The organism is Phenylobacterium sp. NIBR 498073 (assembly GCF_027286305.1).
GTDB lineage: Bacteria > Pseudomonadota > Alphaproteobacteria > Caulobacterales > Caulobacteraceae > Phenylobacterium.
The window spans coordinates 3,988,460-4,009,977 of sequence record NZ_CP114599.1 but is presented as its reverse complement, the minus strand read 5'-3'; the positions used below and the strand labels follow the sequence as shown (position 1 = coordinate 4,009,977).

Here is a 21,518-nt window from a genome sequence, read left to right as displayed (position 1 = left end):
CCCTCAAGGGGTCCGCAGGCTCTCCCACGACCGCGCGCTCGGCGCGCTCGGCGCGGGGGCCGGGGCCTGGGCGCTGCGCAGCCAGGCGAGGTTGTTCTCGACCATTTCCGGCGGCAGGTCCTGGCGGACCAGGCGCTCGGCCTCGTCGATGCGGCCCGACAGCCCGACCACCAGGGCCAGGTTCTGGCGCACGGCGATCGGCGCGTCGGGGCGGGCGGCAGCCTGGCGCAGGGTCGCCTCGGCCTTCGCCGTGTCGCCGCGCGAGGCGTAGAACATGCCGAGATTGCCCAGCGCGACGGGATTGTCCGGGGCCAGGGCCAGGGCCTGGCGGTGTGCGGCCAGCGCCTCGTCGTACCGGCTGGCCTGCTCGTAGGCGACGCCCAGCAGCGAGGGGATGCGCCAGTCGCGCGGGGCCAGCTTCTCGGCGCGGCGGGCCGGGTCGATGGCGTAGAAGCCCTGGCCGCGGCCGACCTGGCTGCGGGCCGCCTCCAGCAGCGCCTCGACGTCGTTCGGCGCGACGATCAGCGCGCGCTCGGCCGCCTGCAGGGCGTCGTCGTAATTGCCCATCTGGCGCAGGGCCTGGGAGAGCTTGATCCCGGCCTCGGCGTCGTTCGCATCGACCTCGGCCTCGTGCGCCCAGAAGGCGGCGCGGGCCAGCGGGTCCAGCCGCGCCACCTGGGCGCGCTCCTGGGCGCTGGCCTTGCGCGGCGCTGGCGCGGCCGCGGCGGGCGCCTTGTCCCCCGCCTTGTCCCCTGCCTTGTCGGCGCTCTTGCCGAACGGGAAGGCCAGCGCCGGGCTGGCGCTCAAGACGAGGGCGAGGGCGGTTGCGGCGAGGGCCGACATGCGACACATGGAATGACGGGCTCCGGGTGATCGCCGCCAGCTTCGCCCCGCCCGCTTAAAGGAAGCGTTAAGCATAATTTTCCGCCGCCGGGCGGGGCAGGAGAACGCCATGACCGAAGTCGTCGTCGACCATGCCGAGGGCGCCGTCGTCCCGGTCCACGCCCTGCGCGACTCTGAGCTGGCCGGCTTCCTCGAGGGCCGCCAGGCGTTCGTGAAGGCCTTCGCCGAACTCTCGGACTTCAAGGCCAAGGCCGGCCAGGTGCTGGTCGTGCCCGACACCGCCGGCGGGATCGACCGGGTGCTGCTGGGCCTCGGCGCGGGCGGCGACGCCCAGGGCTTCCGGGTGCTGGCGGCCAGGCTGCCGGCCGGCGACTACCGCATCGCCTCGGCCCCGGCCGAGATCGCGCCCGACCAGATCGCGCTGGCCTTCGCGCTCGGGAGCTACCGCTTCGATCGCTACAAGAGGAAGGGCGACAAGCAGCCGCGCCTGGTGGCGGCCGAAGGCGTCGACGTGGCCGAGGTGCGCAGCATCGCCCACGCCTGCGCGCTGGCCCGCGACATGGTCAACACCCCGGCCGGCGACATGGGGCCGCTGCAGATCGAGACCATCGCCCGCGAGATCGCCGAGCAGTACGGCGCGCAGGTCACCGTGGTCACCGGCGCGGGCCTCCTGGAGGCGAACTATCCGGCCGTCCACGCCGTCGGCCGCGCCGCGACGCCCGAGCGCGCGCCGCGGATGATCGAGATCACCTGGGGAGCGGCCGACAAGCCGCTGGTCGCCCTGGTCGGCAAGGGCGTGGTGTTCGACACCGGCGGCCTCGACATCAAGCCCTCAGCCGGCATGCGCAACATGAAGAAGGACATGGGCGGCGCCGCCCACGCCCTGGCGCTCGGCCGGATGGTGATGGCCGCCGGCCTGCCGGTGCGGCTGGCGATCCTGCTGCCGGTGGTCGAGAACGCGATTTCCGGCGACGCCATGCGGCCGGGCGACGTGCTCGACAGCCGCAAGGGCCTGACCATCGAGGTCGGCAACACCGACGCCGAGGGCCGGCTGATCCTCGCCGACGCCCTGACCCGTGCGGCCGAGCTGGAGCCGGCCCTGACCATCGACCTGGCCACCCTGACCGGCGCGGCGCGCATGGCGCTCGGCCCGCAGCTGCCGCCCTACTACACCGACGACGAGGAGCTGGCGGGGGAGATCGAGGCCGCCGCCGCCGCGGTCGCCGACCCGCTGTGGCGGATGCCGCTGTGGAAGGGCTATGTCGACTCGCTCGAGTCCGACGTCGCCGACCTGAAGAACGATTCCGACGCCTGGGCCCAGGCCGGCTCGGTGACCGCCGCCCTATTCCTGCAGAAGTTCGCGCCCAGCGGGCCGTGGGTTCACCTGGACATCTTCGCCTGGAACCCGCGCGGCCGGCCGGGCTGGCCCTCGGGCGGCGAGGCGCAGTCGATTCGCGCCCTGTACGCGATGCTGGCGGGCCGCTTCTCGTGAGCTTCGATCCGCGCGTGACGCTCGCCCGCGGCGACCTGGCCGCCCGCGAGCTGGAAGCTCTCGTCGCTGCCGATCGCTATGCCGATAGGCGCCGATACGTCTGCGCAAAACCTGCCGCTGGGATTTTGCGTGAGCCGGACGCCGGCGCCGAGCAGGTCGATCAACTGCTTTGCGGGGAAGGGTTTGACGTCGTGGACGAGCAGGGCGGCTACGCCTGGGGCCAGGCCCGCCGCGACGGTTACGTCGGGTTTGTGGAACTATCGGCGCTGAAACCTGCCGATAGGACGCCGAATATGAAGCTATCGGCGCTGCGCAGCTACGCCTTCGAGGCGCCCAGCATCAAGTCGCGGGCGCTCGGCCCGTACTCGCTCGGCAGCTTGCTGGACATCGAAGAGCGCGAAGGCCGCTTCGCGCGGGCCGCCGGGATCGGCTGGTTCGTGGAGGATCACCTGGCCGACATCGGCGTGTTCGAGACCGATCCGGCCGCCGTGGCCCTGCGCTATCTCGGGACGCCGTATCTCTGGGGCGGGCGCGAGAGCCTCGGCCTCGACTGCTCGGGCCTTACGCTGCAAGCGTTTGGCGCCTGCGGGGTGGCTCTGCCGCGCGACACCGACCAGCAGGCGCTGGGCGGGGCGGTGGTGGCCGAAGCCGAGCTGGCCCGCGGCGATCTGGTGTTCTGGAAGGGCCACGTGGCCATGATGCTGGACGGCGAGACCATCGTGCACGCCAACGCGCACCATATGGCCACAGCAATCGAGCCCTTGTCGGTGACAAGGGCTCGCTACGTCGCGGCGGGGGTGGGCGAACCCACCGTTTTCCGCCGTTATTAGAAAGGCTTAGTGCGCGGCGGCCGGAGCCGCCGGAGCCGCCGCGGCGGGAGCCGCAGCGCCTTCGGCCGGGGCCGGAGCCGCGCCTTCGGCGGCGGCCGGGGCGCCAGCAGCGTCCGCAGCCGGAGCAGCGGCGGCCGCCGGGTTCGGCGCCGGGAACGGCAGGTTCGAGCCCTGGGTGTTCAGATAGGCCAGCAGGTTGATGCGGTCCTCGGCCTTCTTCAGGCCGACGAAGGTCATCTTGGTGCCCGGCAGGTGCTTTTGCGGCGCCTTGAGGAATTCCGAAGTCTCTTGGAAGGTCCAGACGCCGTGGGTGCCGTGTTCGATCATGACCGGCGAGTAGGCGAAGCCGGCGTGTTGGCCCGACTTCTTGCCGAGGATGCCGTGAAGATTGGGACCGGTGCCGTTGGCGCCGCCCGCTTCGATGGTGTGGCAGGACTTACACTTGGCGAAGACCGCTTCACCGGCCTTGACGTCGGCGGTCGGCAGCACGGTGCCCCAGTCGATCGGCGCTTCGGCCGCGCCGCCGCCGGCGCCCGCGTCCTCGGCGACCTCGATCGCGTAGCCCGGCTTCTCGACCGGCTGGGGGGCGAAGACGCCCGACGAAATTTCACGCAGGCCGACAATGGCCAAGCCGGTCGCAAGCACGGCGCCCGCGACTTTATTGAACGTCAGGTCGCTCATAGTCTCTAAATCGGCCCTCTCAACGGCCAGCCAAAAGCGGGCTGGCGTCAGCACGGGAATCCCCGCCCCTTATTGCGCCCGGCTCTCTTACACGCTACCGCCGCCCGCGCAACCAGCCAGTTGGTCGCTTCCGGGTGTCATGAAACCGATCGTCCTCATTCCAGCGCGCATGGCGGCCACTCGGCTGCCGGGAAAACCCCTCGCCGATATCGAGGGTCTGCCAATGATCGTCCGTGTGCTGCGCCAGGCGCAGGCCGCCGGCGTCGGACCCGTGGCGGTGGCCGCCGGTGACGCCGAGATCGTCGAGGCGGTAAGGGCCGCGGGCGGCCAGGCGGTGCTGACCGATCCCGACCTGCCGTCCGGCTCGGACCGCATCCTGGCGGCGCTAAACAGCCTCGATCCGGCCGGCGCGCACGACGTGGTGATCAACCTGCAAGGCGACATCCCGTTCGTCGCGCCCGCCGTCGTCGAGGCCGCGACCCGGCTGCTGGTCGATCAGCCGAGCTGCGATATTTCCACGGTGATGGTCGCCGAGGCCGACGTCGCCGAGCGCAGCAATCCCGACATTCCCAAGGTCGTCGCGGCGATGGCCCCCGACGGGCGCAGCGCCCGGGCGCTCTATTTCACCCGCTCTGTGCTTTATGGCGACGCGCCGGTGTGGCTGCACCACGGGGTCTACGGCTATCGCCGAGAGGCGCTGGCGCGCTTCTGCGCCGCCCCGCCGTCGCCGCTGGAGATCCGCGAGCGGCTGGAGCAGCTGCGGGCCCTGGAGATGGGCATGTCCATCTGGGCCGCGGTGATCGACGAAGCCCCGATCTCGGTCGACAACCCGGCCGACCTCGAACGCGCGCGCAAATACGCAAGGGACCACGCATGACCAAGGGACGCATCGCCTTTCAGGGCGAGCTCGGCGCCAACAGCCACGAGGCCTGCGTCGCGGCGTTTCCGGACATGGAGCCGGTCCCCCACGCCTCGTTCGAGGAGGCGTTCGACGCGGTGAAGCACGGCGACTGCCAGCTGGGCATGATCCCGGTGGAGAACTCGATCGCCGGCCGCGTCGCCGACGTCCACCACCTGCTGCCGTCCTCGGGCCTGAAGATCATCGGCGAGCGGTTCAAGCCGATCCACTTCCAGCTGATGGTCAATCCCGGCGTGAAGTTGGAGGACGTCAAGATCGTCGCCTCCATGCCGATCGCGCTCGGCCAATGCCGCAAGTCCCTGCGCCGCATGGGCCTGAAGACCGAGCCGGTGGGCGACACCGCCCTGGCCGCCAAGCTGCTGTCGGAGCATCCGGACCCGACCCGCGGCGCGGTTTCGCCGGCCCTGGCCGCCGAGCTCTACGGCCTCGACATCGTCGCCCGCGACATCGAGGACGAGCACAACAACACCACGCGCTTCCTGGTGATGACGGCCGACAAGGATCCGCCGCCGCCGCCGTTCACCACCCCGTGCGTGACCAGCTTCATCTTCCGGGTCCGCAACCTTCCGGCCGCGCTCTACAAGGCGTTGGGCGGCTTTGCGACCAATGGCGTCAACATGACCAAGCTCGAGAGCTACATGGAGAACGGCGCCTTCACCGCGACCTTCTTCTACGCCGAGGTCGACGGCCGGCCCGAGGATCGCGGCCTGGCCCTGGCCTTCGACGAGCTGAAGTTCTTCTCGGAACGCTTCGAGATCCTCGGCGTCTATCCGGCCGACCCCTTCCGTTCGCGAGCCGGCTGATGACCACCATCGAGATCGACGCCAGCGGCTGCTGGAACCGCAAGGAATTCGCCAAGCTGCTGCAGGAGACCATCCAGGCGCTGCCCGGCCATGGCTCCAGCGTCGAGGCCTTCGTGGACTCGATGGTGTTCGGGACCATGAGCGAGCTGTCGCCGCCCTACCGGATCGTCGTACTGGGCGACCTGCGGCCGGAGGTGCGGGCTTTCGCAGCCGACCTGTCCAACGCCATCGGCCAGGCGCGGGTCGAACGTCGCCGCCGGCGCGGCGACGACGTCGAGGTCAGCCTGAAGGTCGGCGCCTAGGGACTTCTAGTCTGGGCTCTCGGCCCAGGTCTTCAGCAGCTGGTGGGCGATGGCCATGGCCCCGGGGGCGAACGTGCCCTCGACCTTGCCGGCCAAGACGTCGCGGGCCTCGGCCTTGGTGAACCAGCGCACTTCCGACAGCTCGGTCTGGTCGGGGGTCGCCTCGTCGCTGGCCACTTGGGCGATCAGCCCGATCATCAACGACGACGGATAGGGCCAGGGCTGGGTCGAGTGGTACTCGACCGACAGGGTCTTCAGCCCGGCCTCTTCTTCCAGTTCGCGGGCGCAGGCCTCCTCGATCGATTCGCCCGGCTCCAGGAAGCCGGCCAGGGCCGAGAACATTCCCTTCGGCCAGATCTCCTGGCGGCCGAGCATGCAGCGGTCGCCGTGCACGGCCAGCATGATCACCACGGGGTCGGTGCGCGGGAAGTGCTCGGCCTTGCAGGCCGGGCAGGCGCGCTTCCAGCCGCCGTCGACGACGTCGGTGTGTTCGCCGCAGGACGAGCAGTGCCGGTGACGCCGCCGCCATTCAAACATTGACTTGGCGGTGGCCATGATGGCCGCGTCGGTGGCCGGCAGCCGCAGGGCCATGGCCCGCAGGTCCTCGAATCGCCCGAGCCCGGCCAGCGGGCCGTCGGCCGGATCGTGGCCACCCTCGAGGTCGACGGCGAAGACCGCGGTCTCCTGCCACAGGCCCATGAACAGCAGGCGTTCGGCCCCGCCCGCCAGGTCCTCGGCCATGCGCGAGGGCAGGTAGGCGATCTGCACGCCGCCATCCGGAGCGGTCTCCACGAACGGCTGGCCGTTCCAGAGCGCGATGGCCAGCGAGTCCTGGGCGAGAAGTTTTTCGGCCAGCCAGGAAACGTCGCCGCGCCTTTCGCTGGCGCGGTTCAGCGGGTTGCCGGCGAAGGTGTTTTGATGGGCGGAAAGCGGCATGGGCGGAGTTGTAGCTGCGCTGGCGCTTGCGCGCGAGCGCCAAGGTCGCGATATAGGGGGCGGAGATCGGCGACGGGCGGACGCCTCGCCAACCTGGTCAGGTCCGGAAGGAAGCAGCCACAACGAGTTTCGCTCCGGGTCGTCGTTCGGTCTCCACCCAGCCCCACAAGGCTCAAGCCTCCATCCTCGGGCGCCAATGGCAGAAGACGACGAACCCGAGATTCTCGAGCGCGACCCCAACACGAGCGACATGTTCGGCGCGCCTGCGGCGCCGCCGCCTGCGCCGACCGAAGAATCCGCCGCCTACACTGTCATCGCGCGCAAGTACCGCCCGCGCACCTTCGCCGACCTCTATGGTCAGGAGGCGATGGTGCGCACGCTGCGCAACGCCTTCGCCAGCGGCCGGATCGCCCACGCCTTCATGCTGACCGGGGTGCGCGGGGTCGGAAAGACCACCACCGCGCGCCTGCTGGCCCGGGCCCTCAACTACGACACCGACACCGTCCACGAGCCGAATCTCGATCTCTCGGAAGAGGGGCGGCATTGTCGCGCCATCATCGAGGGCCGGCACATGGATGTGCTGGAGCTCGACGCCGCCAGCCGCACCGGCGTCAACGACATGCGCGAGCTGCTGGACGGGGTGCGCTACGCCCCGGTCGAGGCCCGCTACAAGGTCTACATCATCGACGAGGTGCACATGCTCTCGACAGGGGCGTTCAACGCGCTCCTGAAGACCCTCGAAGAGCCGCCGCCCCACGCCAAGTTCATCTTCGCGACCACTGAGATCCGCAAGGTCCCGGTGACCATCCTGTCGCGCTGCCAGCGTTTCGACCTGCGCCGCGTCGAGCCCGACGTCATCATCAAGAACCTTGAGATGATCGCCGAGAAGGAGGGCGCGCGGGTCGAGGCCGAGGGCATGCTGCTGATCGCGCGCGCCGCCGAAGGCTCGATGCGCGACGCCCAGTCGATGCTAGACCAGGCAATCGTCCAGGCCGAGGCCGGCCAGTCGGTCACCGCCGCCTCGATCCGCGACATGCTGGGCCTGGCCGACCGGGCCCAGACCATCAGCCTGTTCGAGCAGGTGATGCGCGGCCAGGCCGGGCCGGCGGTCGAGACCTTCCGCGGGCTTTACAATTTCGGCGCCGAGCCGGGCCAGATCATGCTGGACCTGATGGACCACACGCACGGCGCGTCGGTCGCCAAGGCGATCGGTCCGCAGGCCCTGACCCTGCCCAAGGAACAGGCCGCGCGGTTGGCGGCGGTGGGCGCCTCGGTCTCGGCCGGCAATCTCTCGCGCATCTGGCAGTTGTTGCTGAAGGCCCACGAGGAGGTGCGCCGCGCCCCCGACGCGGCTGCGGCCTGCGACATGGCGCTGATCCGTCTGGCCTATGCCGCCGACCTGCCCGGTCCTGAGGAGGCGCTCAAGCGCCTGGCGGCCGGCGACCAGCTTCCGGGCGGTCCTGCGCCTGGCGGCGGCGGCGGCGGGGGCGGCGGTGTTGCGGCGATGGGCGGCGGCGGCGTGACCGCGCAGGCGCGCGTCATGGCGGCCCCGCAGGAGCAGGCCGACGCGGTCCCGACCCTGAACTCGTTCGCCGACGTCCTGAATCTGATCAAGGCCAAGCGGGACATCGTCCTGCAGCTCGACGTCGAGCGCTTCGTGCGCCCGATCAGCTTCCGCCAGGGCGCGATCGAGTACGAACCCGTCCAGGGCGCGCCGAACAACCTGGCCCAGCGCCTGGTGGCGCGGCTCAAGGAGTGGACCGGCCAGCCCTGGCTGATCGCTGCGCGCGGCGGCGGCGGAACCGAGAGCGCCTGGGAGCGTCAGAAGCGTGAGGCCCAGGAGGTCCGCGCCGAGATCGAGGCCGATCCCTTCGTGTTGGCGGTGATGCAGGCCTTCCCGGGGACCGAGATCGTCGGCGTGCGCAACCTGCCGCAGCCGGATGTCGCGCCTATCACCGAGGGCGTGGAAGACGACGAAGACGAAGAGTGAGATTGCGATGAAAGACCTCGGCTCCATCATGAAGCAGGCCCAGGCCATGCAGCAGAAGCTGGCCGACGCCCAGGCGCGCATCGCCGAGATCGTGGTCGAGGGCACCTCGGGCGGCGGCATGGTCAAGGTGACCCTGAAAGGCACCGGCGAGATGGCCGGCGTCGAGCTGGACGAGAGCCTGCTGGCGCCGGGCGAGGGCGAGGTGATCTCGGACCTGATCGTGGCCGCTCACGCCGACGCCAAGCGCAAGCTCGACGCCCAGCAGTCCGAGCTGATGCGCGAGGCCGCCGGCCCGCTGGCGGCCATGGGCCTGCCGGGCATGCCGAAGTTCTAGGCCTCTAGATCAGAGCCGCAGCTCCAGGCGGCGCACCTGGTTGGTGCGGTCCTCCAGCTCTTGGACCGCCGCGCCGACCTCGACGAACCCCTGGCGGCTCCAGAACCGCAAGGCGGCGGGGTTCTGCTCCTGGACGATCAGCCGGATCGTCCAGCCGCCCTGGGCCACCACCCATCGCCGCAGAGCCGCGACAATGGCTGCGCCCAGTCCGCGGCTGCGCGCTTCGGGCGCGACCAGCAGCATCCCCAGATACCAGGCGTGCGGATCGGGAAAGTCCCGCAGCAGGTCGATGGCCGCCGTCAGTCCCTGGTCCGTCCAGACTCCGATCACCAGCTTGTCGCGCAGCGCATGGTCCGGTGGGACCTCGACCAGCAGGTCGGCGGCGGCGTGCGCGTCGGGCGGTGAGCCGGTGACCATCACTTCGAAGTCGGCGCAGCGCTCCAGCAGTTCCTGCAGTTCGGCGACCGCGCTCCCCGAGATCAGGGCGAGTTGCGCGCCCTCGACTTGAGGAAGATCAGAAACGACCATGGCGAGCGGCTTCCTCGGAATCTGAATGGGGGGCGTCGACGAGCCGGCGGCTCATCACCGTGACCTCCTCCGTGACGTAGCCGAGCCGATCATAGAAGTCGCGGGCGGAGAGGTTGTCGGCGCGCACCATCAGTTCGACCTTCTGCACGCCTTGAGCCCGCAGGAAGGCCTCCGCCGCGAGCATGATCGCGCGCCCGTGGCCGCGTCCTCGGGCGTCGGGCGCGGCCGCCACATAATAGACCCAGCCGCGATGGCCGTCCGAGCCGGCCATGGCCGTGGCCGTGATCTCGCCGGCGGCCCGGCCGACCAGGACCGTCGCGCTGGCGGTGCGGCGGGCCAGGGCGATGTCGGCGTATGGATCGTTCCAGGGCCGGGTCAGGCCGCAGGCGCGCCACAGGGCGACGACGGCGTCGACGTCGGGATCGACTATGGGTTCGATATCGAGGCCTGAGAGCGGCGCCTCTTGTCCTGTCACGGCCGTATCTCCATCCTCCCCCGCGTTGCTGCTTCGCGGCAGAGTGTCGTTTTTCGGGCGTGGCGCCCATCCTGGACGGAGTTCACTTGGCTGCATCCGCCGGCCCCGAGATCGAACGGCTGATCTCACTGCTCTCCAAGCTGCCGGGCCTCGGCCCGCGCTCGGCCCGGCGTGCGGCCCTGGCGCTGCTGAAGCGTCGCGACCAGCTGCTGCTGCCGCTGTCGGAGGCCCTGTCGACCGCGGCCGCGAGGGTGAAGACTTGCGGCGTCTGCGGCTCGTTGGACACCCAGGACCCGTGCGCGATCTGCACCGATCCCCAGCGCGACGGCGCGCTGATCTGCGTGGTCGAGGAGGTCGGCGCGCTGTGGGCCATGGAGCGGGCCGCCGCCTTCCGGGGCCGCTATCATGTGCTGGGCGGCCTGCTGTCGGCGCTGGACGGCGTCGGCCCCGAGGCGCTGCGGATCGGGCCCCTGGTCGCCCGCGCCGCCGATGCGGGGGTGCGCGAAGTCATCCTGGCGCTGCCGGCGACGGTCGACGGCCAGACCACGGCCCATTACCTGGCCGAACGGCTCGAAGGGGCGGGGGTGAGCGTCACCATGCTGGCGCGGGGCGTGCCGGTCGGCGGCGAGCTCGACTGGCTCGACGACGGCACCATCAACCAGGCCATGCGCGCGCGGCGGCCGGCCTAGGCTCTATTCAGGCCCGACCAGTCGGCGGCGCCGAGCGTGGCGATGACCTCGTCGAGGTCGGCCTTCAGTCGCTGGAAGCCCTTGGTCGGCTCCAGCGTGCCCTCGTTCAGATAGATCCCGCGGTTGATCTCGATCTGCAGCGCGTGGGTGCGCCGGTTCGGGCGGCCGTAATGCTCGGTGGTGTAGCCGCCGGCATAGGGGGCGTTGCGGGCCACCTTGTAGCCGCGGGCTTCCAGCTCGCGCTCGACCTTCTGGGTCACCAGGCTGGAGCAGGAAGCGCCGAAGCGGTCGCCCAGCACCATGTCGCAGGGGCCGTCACGGCCGCCGGCCCTGGCGGCTGCGGCCGGCATCGAATGCCAGTCGATCAGGATCGCATAACCGTGGGCGGCGTGCGCCTCGCCCAGCAGCCGCGCCAGGGCGGCGTGATAGGGCGCGTGAACGCCGTCGATCCGCCGCCGGGCTTCGGCGAAGGTCAGCTTGCGGGCATAGATCTCCTGGCCCTCGGAGACCACCCGGGCGATGGCGCCCAGGCCGGCGGCGACGCGGGCGGTGCGAGCGCGGGCGAAGTCCGGCAGCTCGTCGGCGAACATCGCCTGGTCCAGCTCGAACGCTTCGCGGTTCACGTCGATATAGGCCCGCGCCAGATTGGCGCAGATCAGCGCCGCGCCCTGGGCCGGGCCCGAGCTGATCAGCTCGTCGACGAAGGCGTCCTCGGAGCGGCGAATGGCCAGGGCGTCGAGCGCGGCGGCGGCCATCATGTCGTCGGGATAAAGCCGCCCGGAGTGCGGCGAGGCGAACACCAGGGGCGTCGGCGCAGGGGCGGCGTCGGCCGCTGCACGCCGCACCTCGAAGGGCGCGAGCGCCGGCGCGGGACGATCGGCGGCGAGGGGCTCCCAGGCGTTCATCGCCGCCATATGACGGTGCGTCTCCGCGTGGGTCAAACAGATCGCACGCCGCGCGCTGGCCCCGATGCGCCCAGAGCCTTTTGGGGGGTAGGTTCATCGGCGATTTACGTCTGCCCAGCTAATATCGAGCCTTACGACTACGCCTTGCGAGCTCCCATGCCCCGAATTCTCCTCGCCGAAGACGACGACTCGCTGCGCGGCTTCCTGTCCCGCGCTCTGGAGCGGGCCGGCTATGAGGTGACCTCCTGCGCCGACGGCGAGGAAGCCGCCGCGGTGCTCGACCAGGACTGGGACCTGCTGCTGACCGACATCGTCATGCCCGGCATGGACGGGATCGAGGTGGCGCGCCTGGCCGCGGCCCGGCACCCGGGTCTGCGCATCATGTTCATCACCGGATTCGCGGCCGTGGCGCTGGCCGCGGGCGAGAGCGCGCCTCCCGGCGCCAAGGTGCTGTCCAAGCCGATTCACCTGCGCGAGATCGTCTCCGAGGTGGAGCGGATGATGGCCGCTGCATAAGGTGTGAAAATGCGGCTTTGGGCGCTTGCGTAAGCCCGCCCTCGCCGCTATACCGCCGCCTCCCGTTCCCGAAAGGGAGCCGACTGGTTCGGACGTGTAGCTCAGCGGGAGAGCACCTCGTTGACATCGAGGGGGTCACAGGTTCAATCCCTGTCACGTCCACCATTCCTTCAGCCGCTGAACCGGCGTGAATTCCTTCCCCACGAATACCTCCGAGAAGTCCGCCGGTTAGGCGGCCACGCATCCCTACGCCTGGCTCTCAGAGAGTCGCCAACCGGCGCCGACGCTCGCAATTCGCCCGGTTTTCTCCAGGGCCATTCCAGAAGTGTAGGTTTCGGTCCGCGAGCCACTCTGGATATCGCTGCCAACAGCGAAATTATCAGCGATTTCCAATTTCGGTGACGCCGCCACGACGTCCGCCTGCTCGTCTAACACCCTTGCATCTGAAACGATTTCGGCTCCGCCGGGCAGCCGAAGCCAACAATAGCAGCGCGGCCAGCAGCCGCAGCGGTGAGCCCCCTCAGAGGTCAGAGGGCCGGATGGCGCTCCGCCGCGACAGCGCCAGCTCCTCAGAGACCAGGCCTCCACGATTGCGTGAGTTGCCACGGCCGCGCCCCTCCGCCGCCCCCGGTGTTTCCTTGGCCCGCTCGGCCAATGCCTCCTCCCATGAGGGATGCACCGAGCACTCCTCGTGGCGAGCCGCCAAAGGGACCACCGAAACAGTGTGACATCCAGCATCGGAATGATACGGAGACCTGCGGGCGCCAGCCGAACAATGTCGCGCGAGCAATGTGTCGTGAGAGCGCTATGGAACGTTATACCTACTGCATCAAATCCAAGGGTGAAGTCGGCCACCCGAGGTTATTCACGCACCCAGACGCCCCACGATGACTGTCATCGCCGAGCACTCGCTGGACATTTCGGACGCCCACGAAAAGGTAGTCGTGAGGGTCTATGCGCCTCGGCAAAATGATGGTGCAGGCACCTGGATATGCCGGTTCGAGATCATGGGGGGCATCGAGACTTTGCTCGATGTCCAAGGCGAAACGAGCCTCCAGGCGCTGTCCCTGGCTCTAAAGGGGTTGGCTGCGGTTCTCTACGGCTCTGATCTCTATCGAAGTGGACGCTTGGGGTTCTTCGGTGACTTTAGCGGTTATCTCGGCGTGCCGGCTCCCAACGTCTTCCTCGAAGAAGCGCCCTATCCGTTCTGATCAATTGCTCCCCACAAGAGGCCTTCCCGTAAAGCTAAGCCAATAAGGGCTCGGGGCGCTTGGAAAGTGGAGACCAGTCCCTCACACACTGCCCACGCCACCATCCTCCTAACAAGCTGGTTCCAAGCCCTCGCCGCCTAGCTGCTGCGCGCGAACGCCTGTTCGCTATCAGAAGCGATAGGCGGCCCGCAGGCCCAGGCTGTCGGCCCCGTCGTGGGTGTCGCTGCCGAACTGGCCGTTGCTCCAGTGCTGGCCCTCGAACTCGACCGCCCAGCGCTCGTTGAGCCGGTAGCCGACCGCGAAGGTGGCATGGAACACCCAGCGCTTGTCGAATTCGATATATTCGTCGCGCGCCGCCCGCCGACGCAGGTTCTCCTCATGCGGCTGGCCGGGCTCGGGGCGCGCCAGGTAGAGCGAGCCGTCATGCACCGCGACCCCGGCCCCCAGGTCCAGATAGGCCTGCTGGCGCTCGAACCGCCAGATCAGTCCGCCCTGGGCGTAGTTGGTGTAGCCGTCGAGGCTCAGCTGGGTGCTGAGGAACGGCCGCGGCGTCCCGACCGCCTTGAGGGCCTGGACCGGCGGGAACAGGTACTCGACGATCACCGAGGCGCCCTCTTCCGGCCCGTGCGGCGAATACCCGGCCCCGACGCGGAGCTCCTGAGCCTGCGCCGCGCCGCTGGCGGCGCCCAGGGCGACGCCCAGCGCCGCGGTCAGCCGTACTTCATGCGAGAATGCCGCCCACCTCATGGGCGCAGTAGAGCGAGGCCTTCCGGCCGCGCCTATGGGGCGAAACCCCGAGGAGCTGGTCCGGGTCGAAGCCGATGTCCATGGGACGCTGCGTCAACCCGTGCGAAGGGTCCGATTTTGTTGTCGGATGTCAAAAAACCTTGCCGAATAACGGTGTTGCGATTTGAACGCAGTTCGAATGCTTTATTGCGGGGCTGCAAAATTCACCTAGCGCGGGGGCTGCGAACTCGCGTCTGATCCTCTCACCCACGGGCGACCATCGCGTCAGATCGAAAACGGCGTCCGTCGAGGGGGAGGAAAATGATGTTGAAGAGCAGGTATCTCTGCGGCGGCTCAGTCATGGCCGTCGCTCTGGCCCTCGGCGGCCAGGCCTATGCCCAACAGGCCAGCACCGTCGAGGAGGTGGTGGTCACCGGGTCCTTCATTCGTGGCACGCCTGAGGACGCGGCTCTGCCCGTGGACGTGATCGGCGCCGACGACCTGGCTAAACAGGGCTCGCCGAGCACCGTCGAGCTTCTGAAGGCGCTGCCGGTCTCCAGCGGCGTGCTGGGCGACACCAACCAGTTCGACCCGCGGGCCCAGGGCTCGGAAGGTTCGGGCTCGGTCAACCTGCGGGGTCTGGGGGCCCAGCGCACCCTGGTGCTGATCAACGGCCACCGCATGGCGCCGAACCCGTTCGGCCAAGGCGGCGCGGGGATCGTCGACACCAACATCATTCCTTCGGCCGCGGTCGGCCGGATCGAGGTGCTGAAGGACGGCGCGGCCGCCACCTACGGCTCGGACGCTATCGCCGGGGTCGTGAACTTCATCACCCGCAAGGACTTCGATGGTCTCGAGCTGAACGGCAGCTACCGTTACATCGACGGCTCCGACGGCGACTATGACGGCAGCATCATCTGGGGCCACACCTGGGAGAACGGCAACGTCCTGCTGAGCGCCGGCTACCAGCATCGCTCGGAGCTGCCGACCACCGAACGCGACTGGGCGGCCCAGTCCTACTTCAACAACCCGGAAGGCGGCTGGTCGGCGGGCAACGCCGTCGCGCCGTTCCTGCCGGTCACCAACAACCCGGCGACGGGCGCCTTCATTCCGGCGGCGGGCTTCGCGCTCGACAACGGCTGCGCCCCGCTGGGCGGGGTGGTCCAGGGCGGCGCGCTGCCGGCATGCTTCTTCAACTTCATCCCCTACGACAACCTCGTCGAGATAGAGGACCGCTTCCAGCTCTACGGGGAAGCCAACGCCGACCTGGGCGACAACGCCCAGCTGCACGTCGAGGTCTTCTATTCCGAGACCGACGTGCCCGAGTGGAAGACGTCGCCGTCCTACCTGGCGCTGCAGACCCCGACGGCCGCCACCAATCCGACCGTCGGCCAACTGCCGGCCTCGGTGCTGGCCGGCTATTTCGTCCCGGCCAGCAACCCGGGCTTCATCGCCTATCGCAACGCCAATCCGACGCAGATCCCGGCCTTTGCGACCGGCGTCCACATTCCCGGCGTCCGCTACCGGCCGCTGTCGTTCGGCGGCAACCCGGCCTTCGACTACGGGCCGTCGGAAGGCCGCCGTCACTATGACGCCTTCCGCGTCAGCGGCGGCATCAAGGGGCAGTTCAACGACGCTATCGGCTATGACTTCGCCCTGACCTACGGCCAGGAGACCGGGGTGCGGACCGGCTACGACACGATCGTGTCGCGCTTCCAGATGGCCCTGCGCGGCTACGGCTCGCTGAACAACGGCACGGCCGGGGGCTGTACGGCGGCCGAAACCAACAACTTCACGACCAACGCCGGCAACACCGCGCTTGGCTGCTACTATTTCAACCCGTTCTCCAACGCGATCGCCAACAACACCATCACCGGTCAGACCAATCCGGGCTTCAACGCCTCGTTGGCCAACAATCCTGAGCTGGTGCGCTGGTTCTTCCAGGAAGTCTCGACCAAGCAGACTTCGAAGCTGTTCGTCGCCGACGCGGTGTTCAACGGCGAGCTCGGCTGGGAGCTGGGCGGCGGCGCGGTCGGATGGGCGGCCGGGGCGCAGTTCCGCCGCAGCCTGTTCACCTCATCGTACAACGACCTCAGCAACATCGACGCCAACCCCTGCATCGATACGCCGTTCAACGGCTCGACCTCGTGCTCGGTGCGCAACGGGCCGCTGATGTTCCTGGGCACCGGCGAGGAGGCCGATCTCGAGGGCGACGTCTACGCGCTGTTCGCCGAAATGGCGCTGCCGGTCACCGACGACCTGCAAGTCCAGCTGGCCGCTCGCTATGAGGACTACGGCGGCGAGACCGGTTCGACCCTCAATCCGAAGATCGCCGTCCGTTGGCAGGCCACCGAGGCCCTGGCGTTCCGCGCCTCGGCTGGTTCGACCTTCCGCGGTCCGCCGCTGACCCAGCTGACCACGTCGAGCGTGACGGCGCTGTCGTTCATCGGCGGCGCCTTCCGCGCCATCGACATCTTCGGCAACCCGGATCTGGAGCCGGAGAAAGCCACCACCTACAGCGTCGGGGCCATCCTCAACGTCGGCAACTTCAAGGGCAGCGTCGACTACTGGAACTTCGACTTCGAGAACCCGATCGTCGCCGAGCCCTCGGCCTCGATGGTCAACACGATGTTCCCGGGCGGTCTTTCGACCAACTGCGGCCAGGCGGCCTATGCCGATCTGCAGGCCCGCTTCGTGTTCCAGGGCGCTTGCAGCATCGCGACGATCTCGCGGGTGCGGACCAACTGGACCAACGGTCCGGGCGTGAAGACCTCGGGCATCGACGTGCTCGCCGACTACGACGCCGGCGACGTCTGGGGCGGCGACCTGCGGATCGGCGGCTCGGTCACCTATACGCTGGAATACAAGGTCGACCCGTTCAAGATCGGCGACGTGACGGTCGAGAAGGAGTTCGATGCGGCCGGCTACCTCAACTACCAGCTGACTGCGACTTCGCTGCCGCAGCTCAAGGGCTCGGTCTATGCCGAGTACACCCACGGGGCGCACAACCTGCGTTGGACGGTCAACTACATCGACTCCTATGTCGATCAGCGCGCCTCGATCTTCGCGGCGAACCCGGTCAATGGAGCGATCCAGCCGGACGGGGCGAAGATCGATGAGAGCTGGGTGCACGAGCTCGACTATCGCGTCTTCCTGCCGTGGGACGTGACGGTCAACGTGTCGATCGACAACCTCTTCGACACCGAGCCGTCTTTCGCCCGCCTCGACCTGAACTATGACCCGTTCACCGGCAATGCGCTGGGGCGGACCTACAAGTTGGCGGTCAAAAAGAAGTTCTGACGCTTACGGGACGGCTGCGAACTGAGTCTCGCAGCCGGCTCCGAATGTGACCTGAAGGCGCCGCGGGCTTCCCCCGCGGCGCCTTTTTCTATGGGCGCGGCGCCGGCGCCACACCTGTCGGCAGGCGCTTCGCAGCGCCGATTCCGGCGCGCGGCGAATTATTCGAAGCTCCGGTTTGATCCGGGCGTCGTTTGGATCGGTCCAAAAGTCCGGAAAATACGTGAAACCAATAGCTTAGTAAGTATTATTCCTGGGTGATCAAAATTTACTCACCGCGGTATGTGGTTGAACCTGAAAACTCTCGGTTCTGTCAAAAATATGCGCTGATCTGTCTCGCATTTCAAGTTTGCAATGATGGTGACAACGCACTGGCGTCTTGGCGCATCTACGTCGATGATCGCCATACTCGGGCATAGATAAACGCGGCATTTCAATCGCCGCGCGCGCTCGAGGGGGAAAGGAAACACTTATGTTGAAGAGCAGATATTTCTGCGGCGGGTCGCTATTGGCCGTCGCCCTGGCGTTCGGCGTGTCGGGTACGGCCGCCGCCCAGGATGGCGGCGCCACGGTAGAGGAGGTGATCGTCACCGGCTCATTCATCGCCGGGACGCCTGAAGACGCCGCCCTGCCGGTCGATGTCATCGGCTCCAAGGAAATGGAGGCGCGCGGGTCGCCGACCATGGTCCAGCTGATCAAGACCATCCCGTCGTCCGGGGCGGTGATCGGCGAAAACAACCGCTTCGGCTCGGGGTCGGGCGCGGCGACCATCAACCTGCGTAACCTCAACTCGCCGACCACCGGCTCGCGCACCCTGGTGCTGTTCAACGGCCGGCGCGTGCCGGTTTCGCCGCAGAGCCTCAACTCGGTCGACGTGAACCTGCTGCCGACGGCCGCGATCGGCCGGGTCGAAGTGCTGAAGGACGGCGCGGCCGCCACCTACGGCTCGGACGCCATCGGCGGCGTCGTGAACTTCATCACCCGCACCGATCTGGACGGCTTCGAGTTCAGCGGCCAGTACCAGTTCATCGACGGATCGGACGGCGACTACGAAGCCAACCTCGCCTGGGGCAAGAAGTGGGACAATGCTGACGCGCTGATCACCCTCGGCTATCGCCACCGCTCGCAACTGCCGATCCAGGAGCGCGACTGGGCGCTGCGTACCGGCGTCGACGGCTTCCTGCAAAATCCGCTCGGCGGCTGGGCCAGCACCGGCAATCCCGGCCAGTACAATGTCATCTCGTCGTTCGCGGGCAGCCCGAACACCGGCTTCACCTCCGCGACGCTGGGCGCCGGCCTGCCGGATATCGGCTGCGCGGCCAACGGCGGCGCGCCCTACAACATCTCCGCCGTGATCGGCCTGCGTCAGCTCAATCCCGACGCCAACTCCTGCCAGTTCCAGTACACGGTGTTCGACAACCTCGTTGAGGAAGAAGAGCACTTCCAGGCCTACGGCAAGTTCAACTTCGACATCACCGACACCCTGTCGGCCAATGTGGAAGTGCTCTACGCCATGCACGACACGCCCAACCAGAGCTGGGCGGTGACCGGGCCGAATCAGTTCCCGACCCCGCTGTCGGCCGGCGGCACCTCGCCGATCCCGGCGCTCAGCCCGTCCGATCAGGGCCGCTTCTACATCCCGGCGAGCAACCCGGGCCTGATGGCCCTGGTCAATCAGGTCAACAGCGCCAACTGCAACGGCACGGTGCTGCCCTACGGAATCGATGCGGCCAGCTGCCAGACCGCGCTCAACGCGGCGCGCACGGCGGTGGCCACGGCGGCGACCAACGGCGTGGCGGCCAGCCAGACGGCCTGGCGTCCGATCGGCTTCGGCGGCAACCCGTACACCGAAGACAAGCACGCCCACTATTCCTACAAGGTCGACACCTTCCGCGTGTCGGGCGGCTTCAAGGGCGAGCTGCCGTTCGGGATCAACTGGGACGGCGCGCTGACCTACCAGCAGCAGGACTACACCCGCGTTCAGGAAGACCTGTCGGTCAATCGCCTGCAGCAGGGCCTGCGCGGCTTCGCCAGCCGGGCCGGCGCGGCCGATCAGTGCACCGCCGCCGAAACCGCGAACTGGACGACCAACGCCGGTAACGCGGCGATGGGCTGCTACTACTTCAATCCGTTCTCGAATGGCTTCGATCAGAGCCTGTCGGACGTCCCGGCCAACCCGTTCTATGTCGGCTCGAGCGCCATCCCCGGCTTCAACGAAGCTGTCGCCGCCCGCAACGAGGTGGTCGACTGGATGGATGAGCGGCTGGTCAACAAGATGTCGACCCGCCTGTTCGTCGCCGACATCGTCCTGAACGGCGAACTGCCGTGGGAGCTGGGGGGCGGTGCGGTGAAGTGGGCCGCGGGCGCCCAGTACCGCTACGACCAGTACAAGCAAAACCCGGAAGTGCTGCACGACGTCAACGCCACGCCGTGCGTCGACTCCGTGCCGTTCGGCGACGGCCAGCCCTACTGCCTGACGCCCACCGGGCCGTACCTGTTCAACGCCAACCTGGCCCAGTACGACGTCTCGCGTGAAATCAGCTCGGTCTTCGCCGAGACCCTGCTGCCGATCACCGACGACCTCGAACTGACCCTGGCCGCCCGCTACGAGTACTATGCGGGCCAGGGCGAGACCTTCAATCCGAAGGCGTCGCTGCGCTGGCAGGCCCTGGACTGGCTGGCCCTGCGCGGCTCGGTCGGCACCACCTACCGTGCCCCGTCGGCGATCATCACGACCACGAACTTCACCCGCGGTCTGACCAACGCCAACGGCACGTGGCGCGCCAACGACCAGTACGGCAACCCAGACCTCGATCCGGAAACCGCCTTCACCTACAGCGTCGGCGCGATGGCCAAGATCGGGGCGTTCCGCGCCACGGTCGATTACTGGAGCTTCGACTTCGAAGACCAGCTGATCCTCGAAAGCGCCACCGACATGCTGGCCGCCGCGTTCCCGTCGACGGGCGCGAACGTCTGCACCAGCACGGACCCGGCCTATGTGGCGCTGCGTTCGCGCTTCACCTTCACCGACCTGGGCTGCGGCCGCGCCAACGTCCAATCGTACCGCACGCAGTACATCAACGGCGGCAAGGTGAAGACCTCGGGCGTCGACTTCCAGGCCAGCCTCGACGTCGGCGACCTGTTCGACGGCCAACTGACCACCGGCTTCGACGGCACCTACCTGATCCAGTACGACGAAGACCCCTACCTGATCGAAGGCGTCCCGGCTCCGACCCGCGGCACTCAGGAACGGGCGGGCACCTACCGCGCGTCGATCTTCACCGGCTACAACCGGGTGCGGGCCAACGCCTACGTCAACTGGGCGAGCGGCATCCACAACCTGCGTTGGCAGACCCGCTTCATCAGCTCGGTCAACCAGACGGAGTCGAACTCCATCGGTCTGGCGATCGCCACCAAGACCACGACCAAGATCCCGGAATACTGGCAGCACGACCTGACCTATCGGGCCGAACTGCCGTGGGACACCACGCTGACCGCGACCGTGCAGAACATCTTCGACGAAGAGCCGCCGTTCGCGATCGGCACCCAGTACAACTACGACCCCTCCAGCGCCAACCCGCTGGGCCGCGTCTTCGCGGTGGCCGTGAAGAAGCGCTTCTAGGCTTCAGCTTCAGTACGCGTAGGCAGGCGCCGTCCCCGAGAGGGGGCGGCGTTTTGTCTTGCATGGGGTACGCGTCACTGTAGAGCCCCCGGATCACCCGCAATCCGGGCCATTCATGCAACAGTTACGGCTCAAATTGCCGTGACGTCAGCTGGGCGGGGGCTCTCCAAGGCCCTGGGCGGGCCGTTCTGGCCGCCATCGCCGCGCGTCGGCCTGAAATGTTACGAAACCCTGGCAGCATAAGGGATCGACGTTCTTCGATCGGCAATATGGGTGCTGTATCAGGGGTTTATGAACGCTGTTCACTACCGCAGGCCGGGCGCCGCCGGGTTCAAGACAACAGTATATTGCGGGCCTGAAAAATAGTGGCGCGGCCCGAAGGCCCGTTCGATGATCTTTCTGCTCATGAGTCAAAAGCC

At 68.2% G+C, this 21,518-nt stretch carries 19 protein-coding genes, 1 tRNA gene and 1 other RNA gene; 14 read left to right on the top strand and 7 right to left on the bottom strand.

The genetic code is table 11. The features are described from left to right. Positions 1-3: 3 nt before the first annotated feature. Positions 4-852 (bottom strand): tetratricopeptide repeat protein, encoded by an 849-nt coding sequence (locus O4N75_RS19940; protein WP_269627151.1) that lies wholly within the window; start codon positions 850-852, stop codon positions 4-6. A gap of 100 nt (positions 853-952) precedes the next feature. On the opposite strand from O4N75_RS19940, the gene O4N75_RS19935 reads away from it, so the two are divergent. Together O4N75_RS19935 and O4N75_RS19930 are read left to right on the top strand one after the other, a co-directional pair. Continuing rightward, a complete protein-coding gene (locus O4N75_RS19935; protein WP_269627150.1) occupies positions 953-2,335 on the top strand; it encodes a leucyl aminopeptidase family protein in 1,383 nt (460 codons plus the stop codon). Next, positions 2,332-3,165 carry a C40 family peptidase gene (locus tag O4N75_RS19930; RefSeq protein WP_269627149.1) on the top strand — a complete coding sequence of 278 codons (834 nt, stop codon included), beginning with the start codon at positions 2,332-2,334 and terminating at the stop codon, positions 3,163-3,165. Before O4N75_RS19935 ends, O4N75_RS19930 begins: the two co-directional genes overlap by 4 nt. A gap of 6 nt (positions 3,166-3,171) precedes the next feature. On the opposite strand, the gene O4N75_RS19925 is transcribed toward O4N75_RS19930, so the two are convergent. Continuing rightward, positions 3,172-3,846: a cytochrome c family protein gene (locus O4N75_RS19925; protein ID WP_269627148.1), complete on the bottom strand. Its 675-nt coding sequence runs from the start codon at positions 3,844-3,846 to the stop codon at positions 3,172-3,174. A gap of 139 nt (positions 3,847-3,985) precedes the next feature. Here O4N75_RS19925 and O4N75_RS19920 point away from each other — a divergent pair, with 139 nt between their 5' ends. Genes O4N75_RS19920 through O4N75_RS19910 form a run of 3 tightly spaced genes read left to right on the top strand, consistent with a single transcriptional unit; the run spans position 3,986 to position 5,870 of the window. Continuing rightward, the gene (locus O4N75_RS19920) at positions 3,986-4,723 is read left to right on the top strand and encodes a 3-deoxy-manno-octulosonate cytidylyltransferase (protein WP_269627147.1); all 738 of its coding nucleotides are present in this window, start codon (positions 3,986-3,988) and stop codon (positions 4,721-4,723) included. Beyond that, on the top strand, positions 4,720-5,568 hold the full coding sequence (locus O4N75_RS19915) for a prephenate dehydratase (RefSeq protein ID WP_269627146.1): 849 nt from the start codon (positions 4,720-4,722) through the stop codon (positions 5,566-5,568). Before O4N75_RS19920 ends, O4N75_RS19915 begins: the two co-directional genes overlap by 4 nt. After that, a complete protein-coding gene (locus O4N75_RS19910) occupies positions 5,568-5,870 on the top strand; it encodes a hypothetical protein (RefSeq protein WP_269627145.1) in 303 nt (100 codons plus the stop codon). Before O4N75_RS19915 ends, O4N75_RS19910 begins: the two co-directional genes overlap by 1 nt. 6 nt (positions 5,871-5,876) lie before the next feature. Here the strand turns inward: O4N75_RS19910 and nudC are convergent, their stop codons facing one another. Continuing rightward, positions 5,877-6,806, bottom strand: a complete 930-nt coding sequence (gene nudC / locus O4N75_RS19905) for an NAD(+) diphosphatase (RefSeq protein ID WP_269627144.1) — start codon at positions 6,804-6,806, stop codon at positions 5,877-5,879. A gap of 60 nt (positions 6,807-6,866) precedes the next feature. Here nudC and ffs point away from each other — a divergent pair. From ffs to O4N75_RS19890, 3 genes are all read left to right on the top strand, one after another. Further along, an RNA gene (ffs, locus tag O4N75_RS19900) (signal recognition particle sRNA small type) lies at positions 6,867-6,965 on the top strand. A gap of 37 nt (positions 6,966-7,002) precedes the next feature. Beyond that, complete coding sequence (locus O4N75_RS19895; RefSeq protein WP_269627143.1) at positions 7,003-8,796, top strand: DNA polymerase III subunit gamma/tau; 1,794 nt, start codon at positions 7,003-7,005, stop codon at positions 8,794-8,796. 7 nt (positions 8,797-8,803) lie between these two features. Next, positions 8,804-9,130 carry a YbaB/EbfC family nucleoid-associated protein gene (locus tag O4N75_RS19890; RefSeq protein WP_267231773.1) on the top strand — a complete coding sequence of 109 codons (327 nt, stop codon included), beginning with the start codon at positions 8,804-8,806 and terminating at the stop codon, positions 9,128-9,130. A 9-nt stretch (positions 9,131-9,139) separates the two neighbouring features. Here the strand turns inward: O4N75_RS19890 and O4N75_RS19885 are convergent, their stop codons facing one another. Together O4N75_RS19885 and O4N75_RS19880 are read right to left on the bottom strand one after the other, a co-directional pair. Further along, positions 9,140-9,658, bottom strand: coding sequence for a GNAT family N-acetyltransferase (locus O4N75_RS19885; RefSeq protein WP_269627142.1), 519 nt, complete (start codon positions 9,656-9,658; stop codon positions 9,140-9,142). Then, positions 9,645-10,133 (bottom strand): GNAT family acetyltransferase, encoded by a 489-nt coding sequence (locus O4N75_RS19880; protein WP_269627141.1) that lies wholly within the window; start codon positions 10,131-10,133, stop codon positions 9,645-9,647. Before O4N75_RS19880 ends, O4N75_RS19885 begins: the two co-directional genes overlap by 14 nt. Before the next feature lie 86 nt (positions 10,134-10,219). Here O4N75_RS19880 and recR point away from each other — a divergent pair, with 86 nt between their 5' ends. Continuing rightward, the gene (recR, locus tag O4N75_RS19875; RefSeq protein ID WP_267231776.1) at positions 10,220-10,822 is read left to right on the top strand and encodes a recombination mediator RecR; all 603 of its coding nucleotides are present in this window, start codon (positions 10,220-10,222) and stop codon (positions 10,820-10,822) included. Here the strand turns inward: recR and O4N75_RS19870 are convergent. After that, positions 10,819-11,727: an N-formylglutamate amidohydrolase gene (locus O4N75_RS19870; RefSeq protein WP_269629398.1), complete on the bottom strand. Its 909-nt coding sequence runs from the start codon at positions 11,725-11,727 to the stop codon at positions 10,819-10,821. The genes recR and O4N75_RS19870 overlap by 4 nt on opposite strands. A gap of 156 nt (positions 11,728-11,883) precedes the next feature. Here O4N75_RS19870 and O4N75_RS19865 point away from each other — a divergent pair, with 156 nt between their 5' ends. The 3 genes from O4N75_RS19865 (at position 11,884) to O4N75_RS19855 (ending at position 13,454) form a co-directional block, all read left to right on the top strand. After that, positions 11,884-12,243 (top strand): response regulator, encoded by a 360-nt coding sequence (locus O4N75_RS19865; RefSeq protein WP_056023153.1) that lies wholly within the window; start codon positions 11,884-11,886, stop codon positions 12,241-12,243. Between the two features lie 90 nt (positions 12,244-12,333). Further along, a tRNA-Val gene (locus O4N75_RS19860) sits at positions 12,334-12,408 on the top strand. A gap of 722 nt (positions 12,409-13,130) precedes the next feature. Then, complete coding sequence (locus O4N75_RS19855; RefSeq protein ID WP_269627140.1) at positions 13,131-13,454, top strand: hypothetical protein; 324 nt, start codon at positions 13,131-13,133, stop codon at positions 13,452-13,454. A gap of 168 nt (positions 13,455-13,622) precedes the next feature. Here the strand turns inward: O4N75_RS19855 and O4N75_RS19850 are convergent, their stop codons facing one another. Then, the gene (locus O4N75_RS19850) at positions 13,623-14,201 is read right to left on the bottom strand and encodes an acyloxyacyl hydrolase (protein ID WP_269627139.1); all 579 of its coding nucleotides are present in this window, start codon (positions 14,199-14,201) and stop codon (positions 13,623-13,625) included. A 303-nt stretch (positions 14,202-14,504) separates the two neighbouring features. On the opposite strand from O4N75_RS19850, the gene O4N75_RS19845 reads away from it, so the two are divergent. Both O4N75_RS19845 and O4N75_RS19840 read left to right on the top strand, forming a co-directional pair. Beyond that, positions 14,505-17,480: a TonB-dependent receptor gene (locus O4N75_RS19845; RefSeq protein ID WP_269627138.1), complete on the top strand. Its 2,976-nt coding sequence runs from the start codon at positions 14,505-14,507 to the stop codon at positions 17,478-17,480. Between the two features lie 469 nt (positions 17,481-17,949). Beyond that, on the top strand, positions 17,950-21,099 hold the full coding sequence (locus O4N75_RS19840; RefSeq protein WP_269627137.1) for a TonB-dependent receptor: 3,150 nt from the start codon (positions 17,950-17,952) through the stop codon (positions 21,097-21,099). Positions 21,100-21,518: the final 419 nt, after the last annotated feature.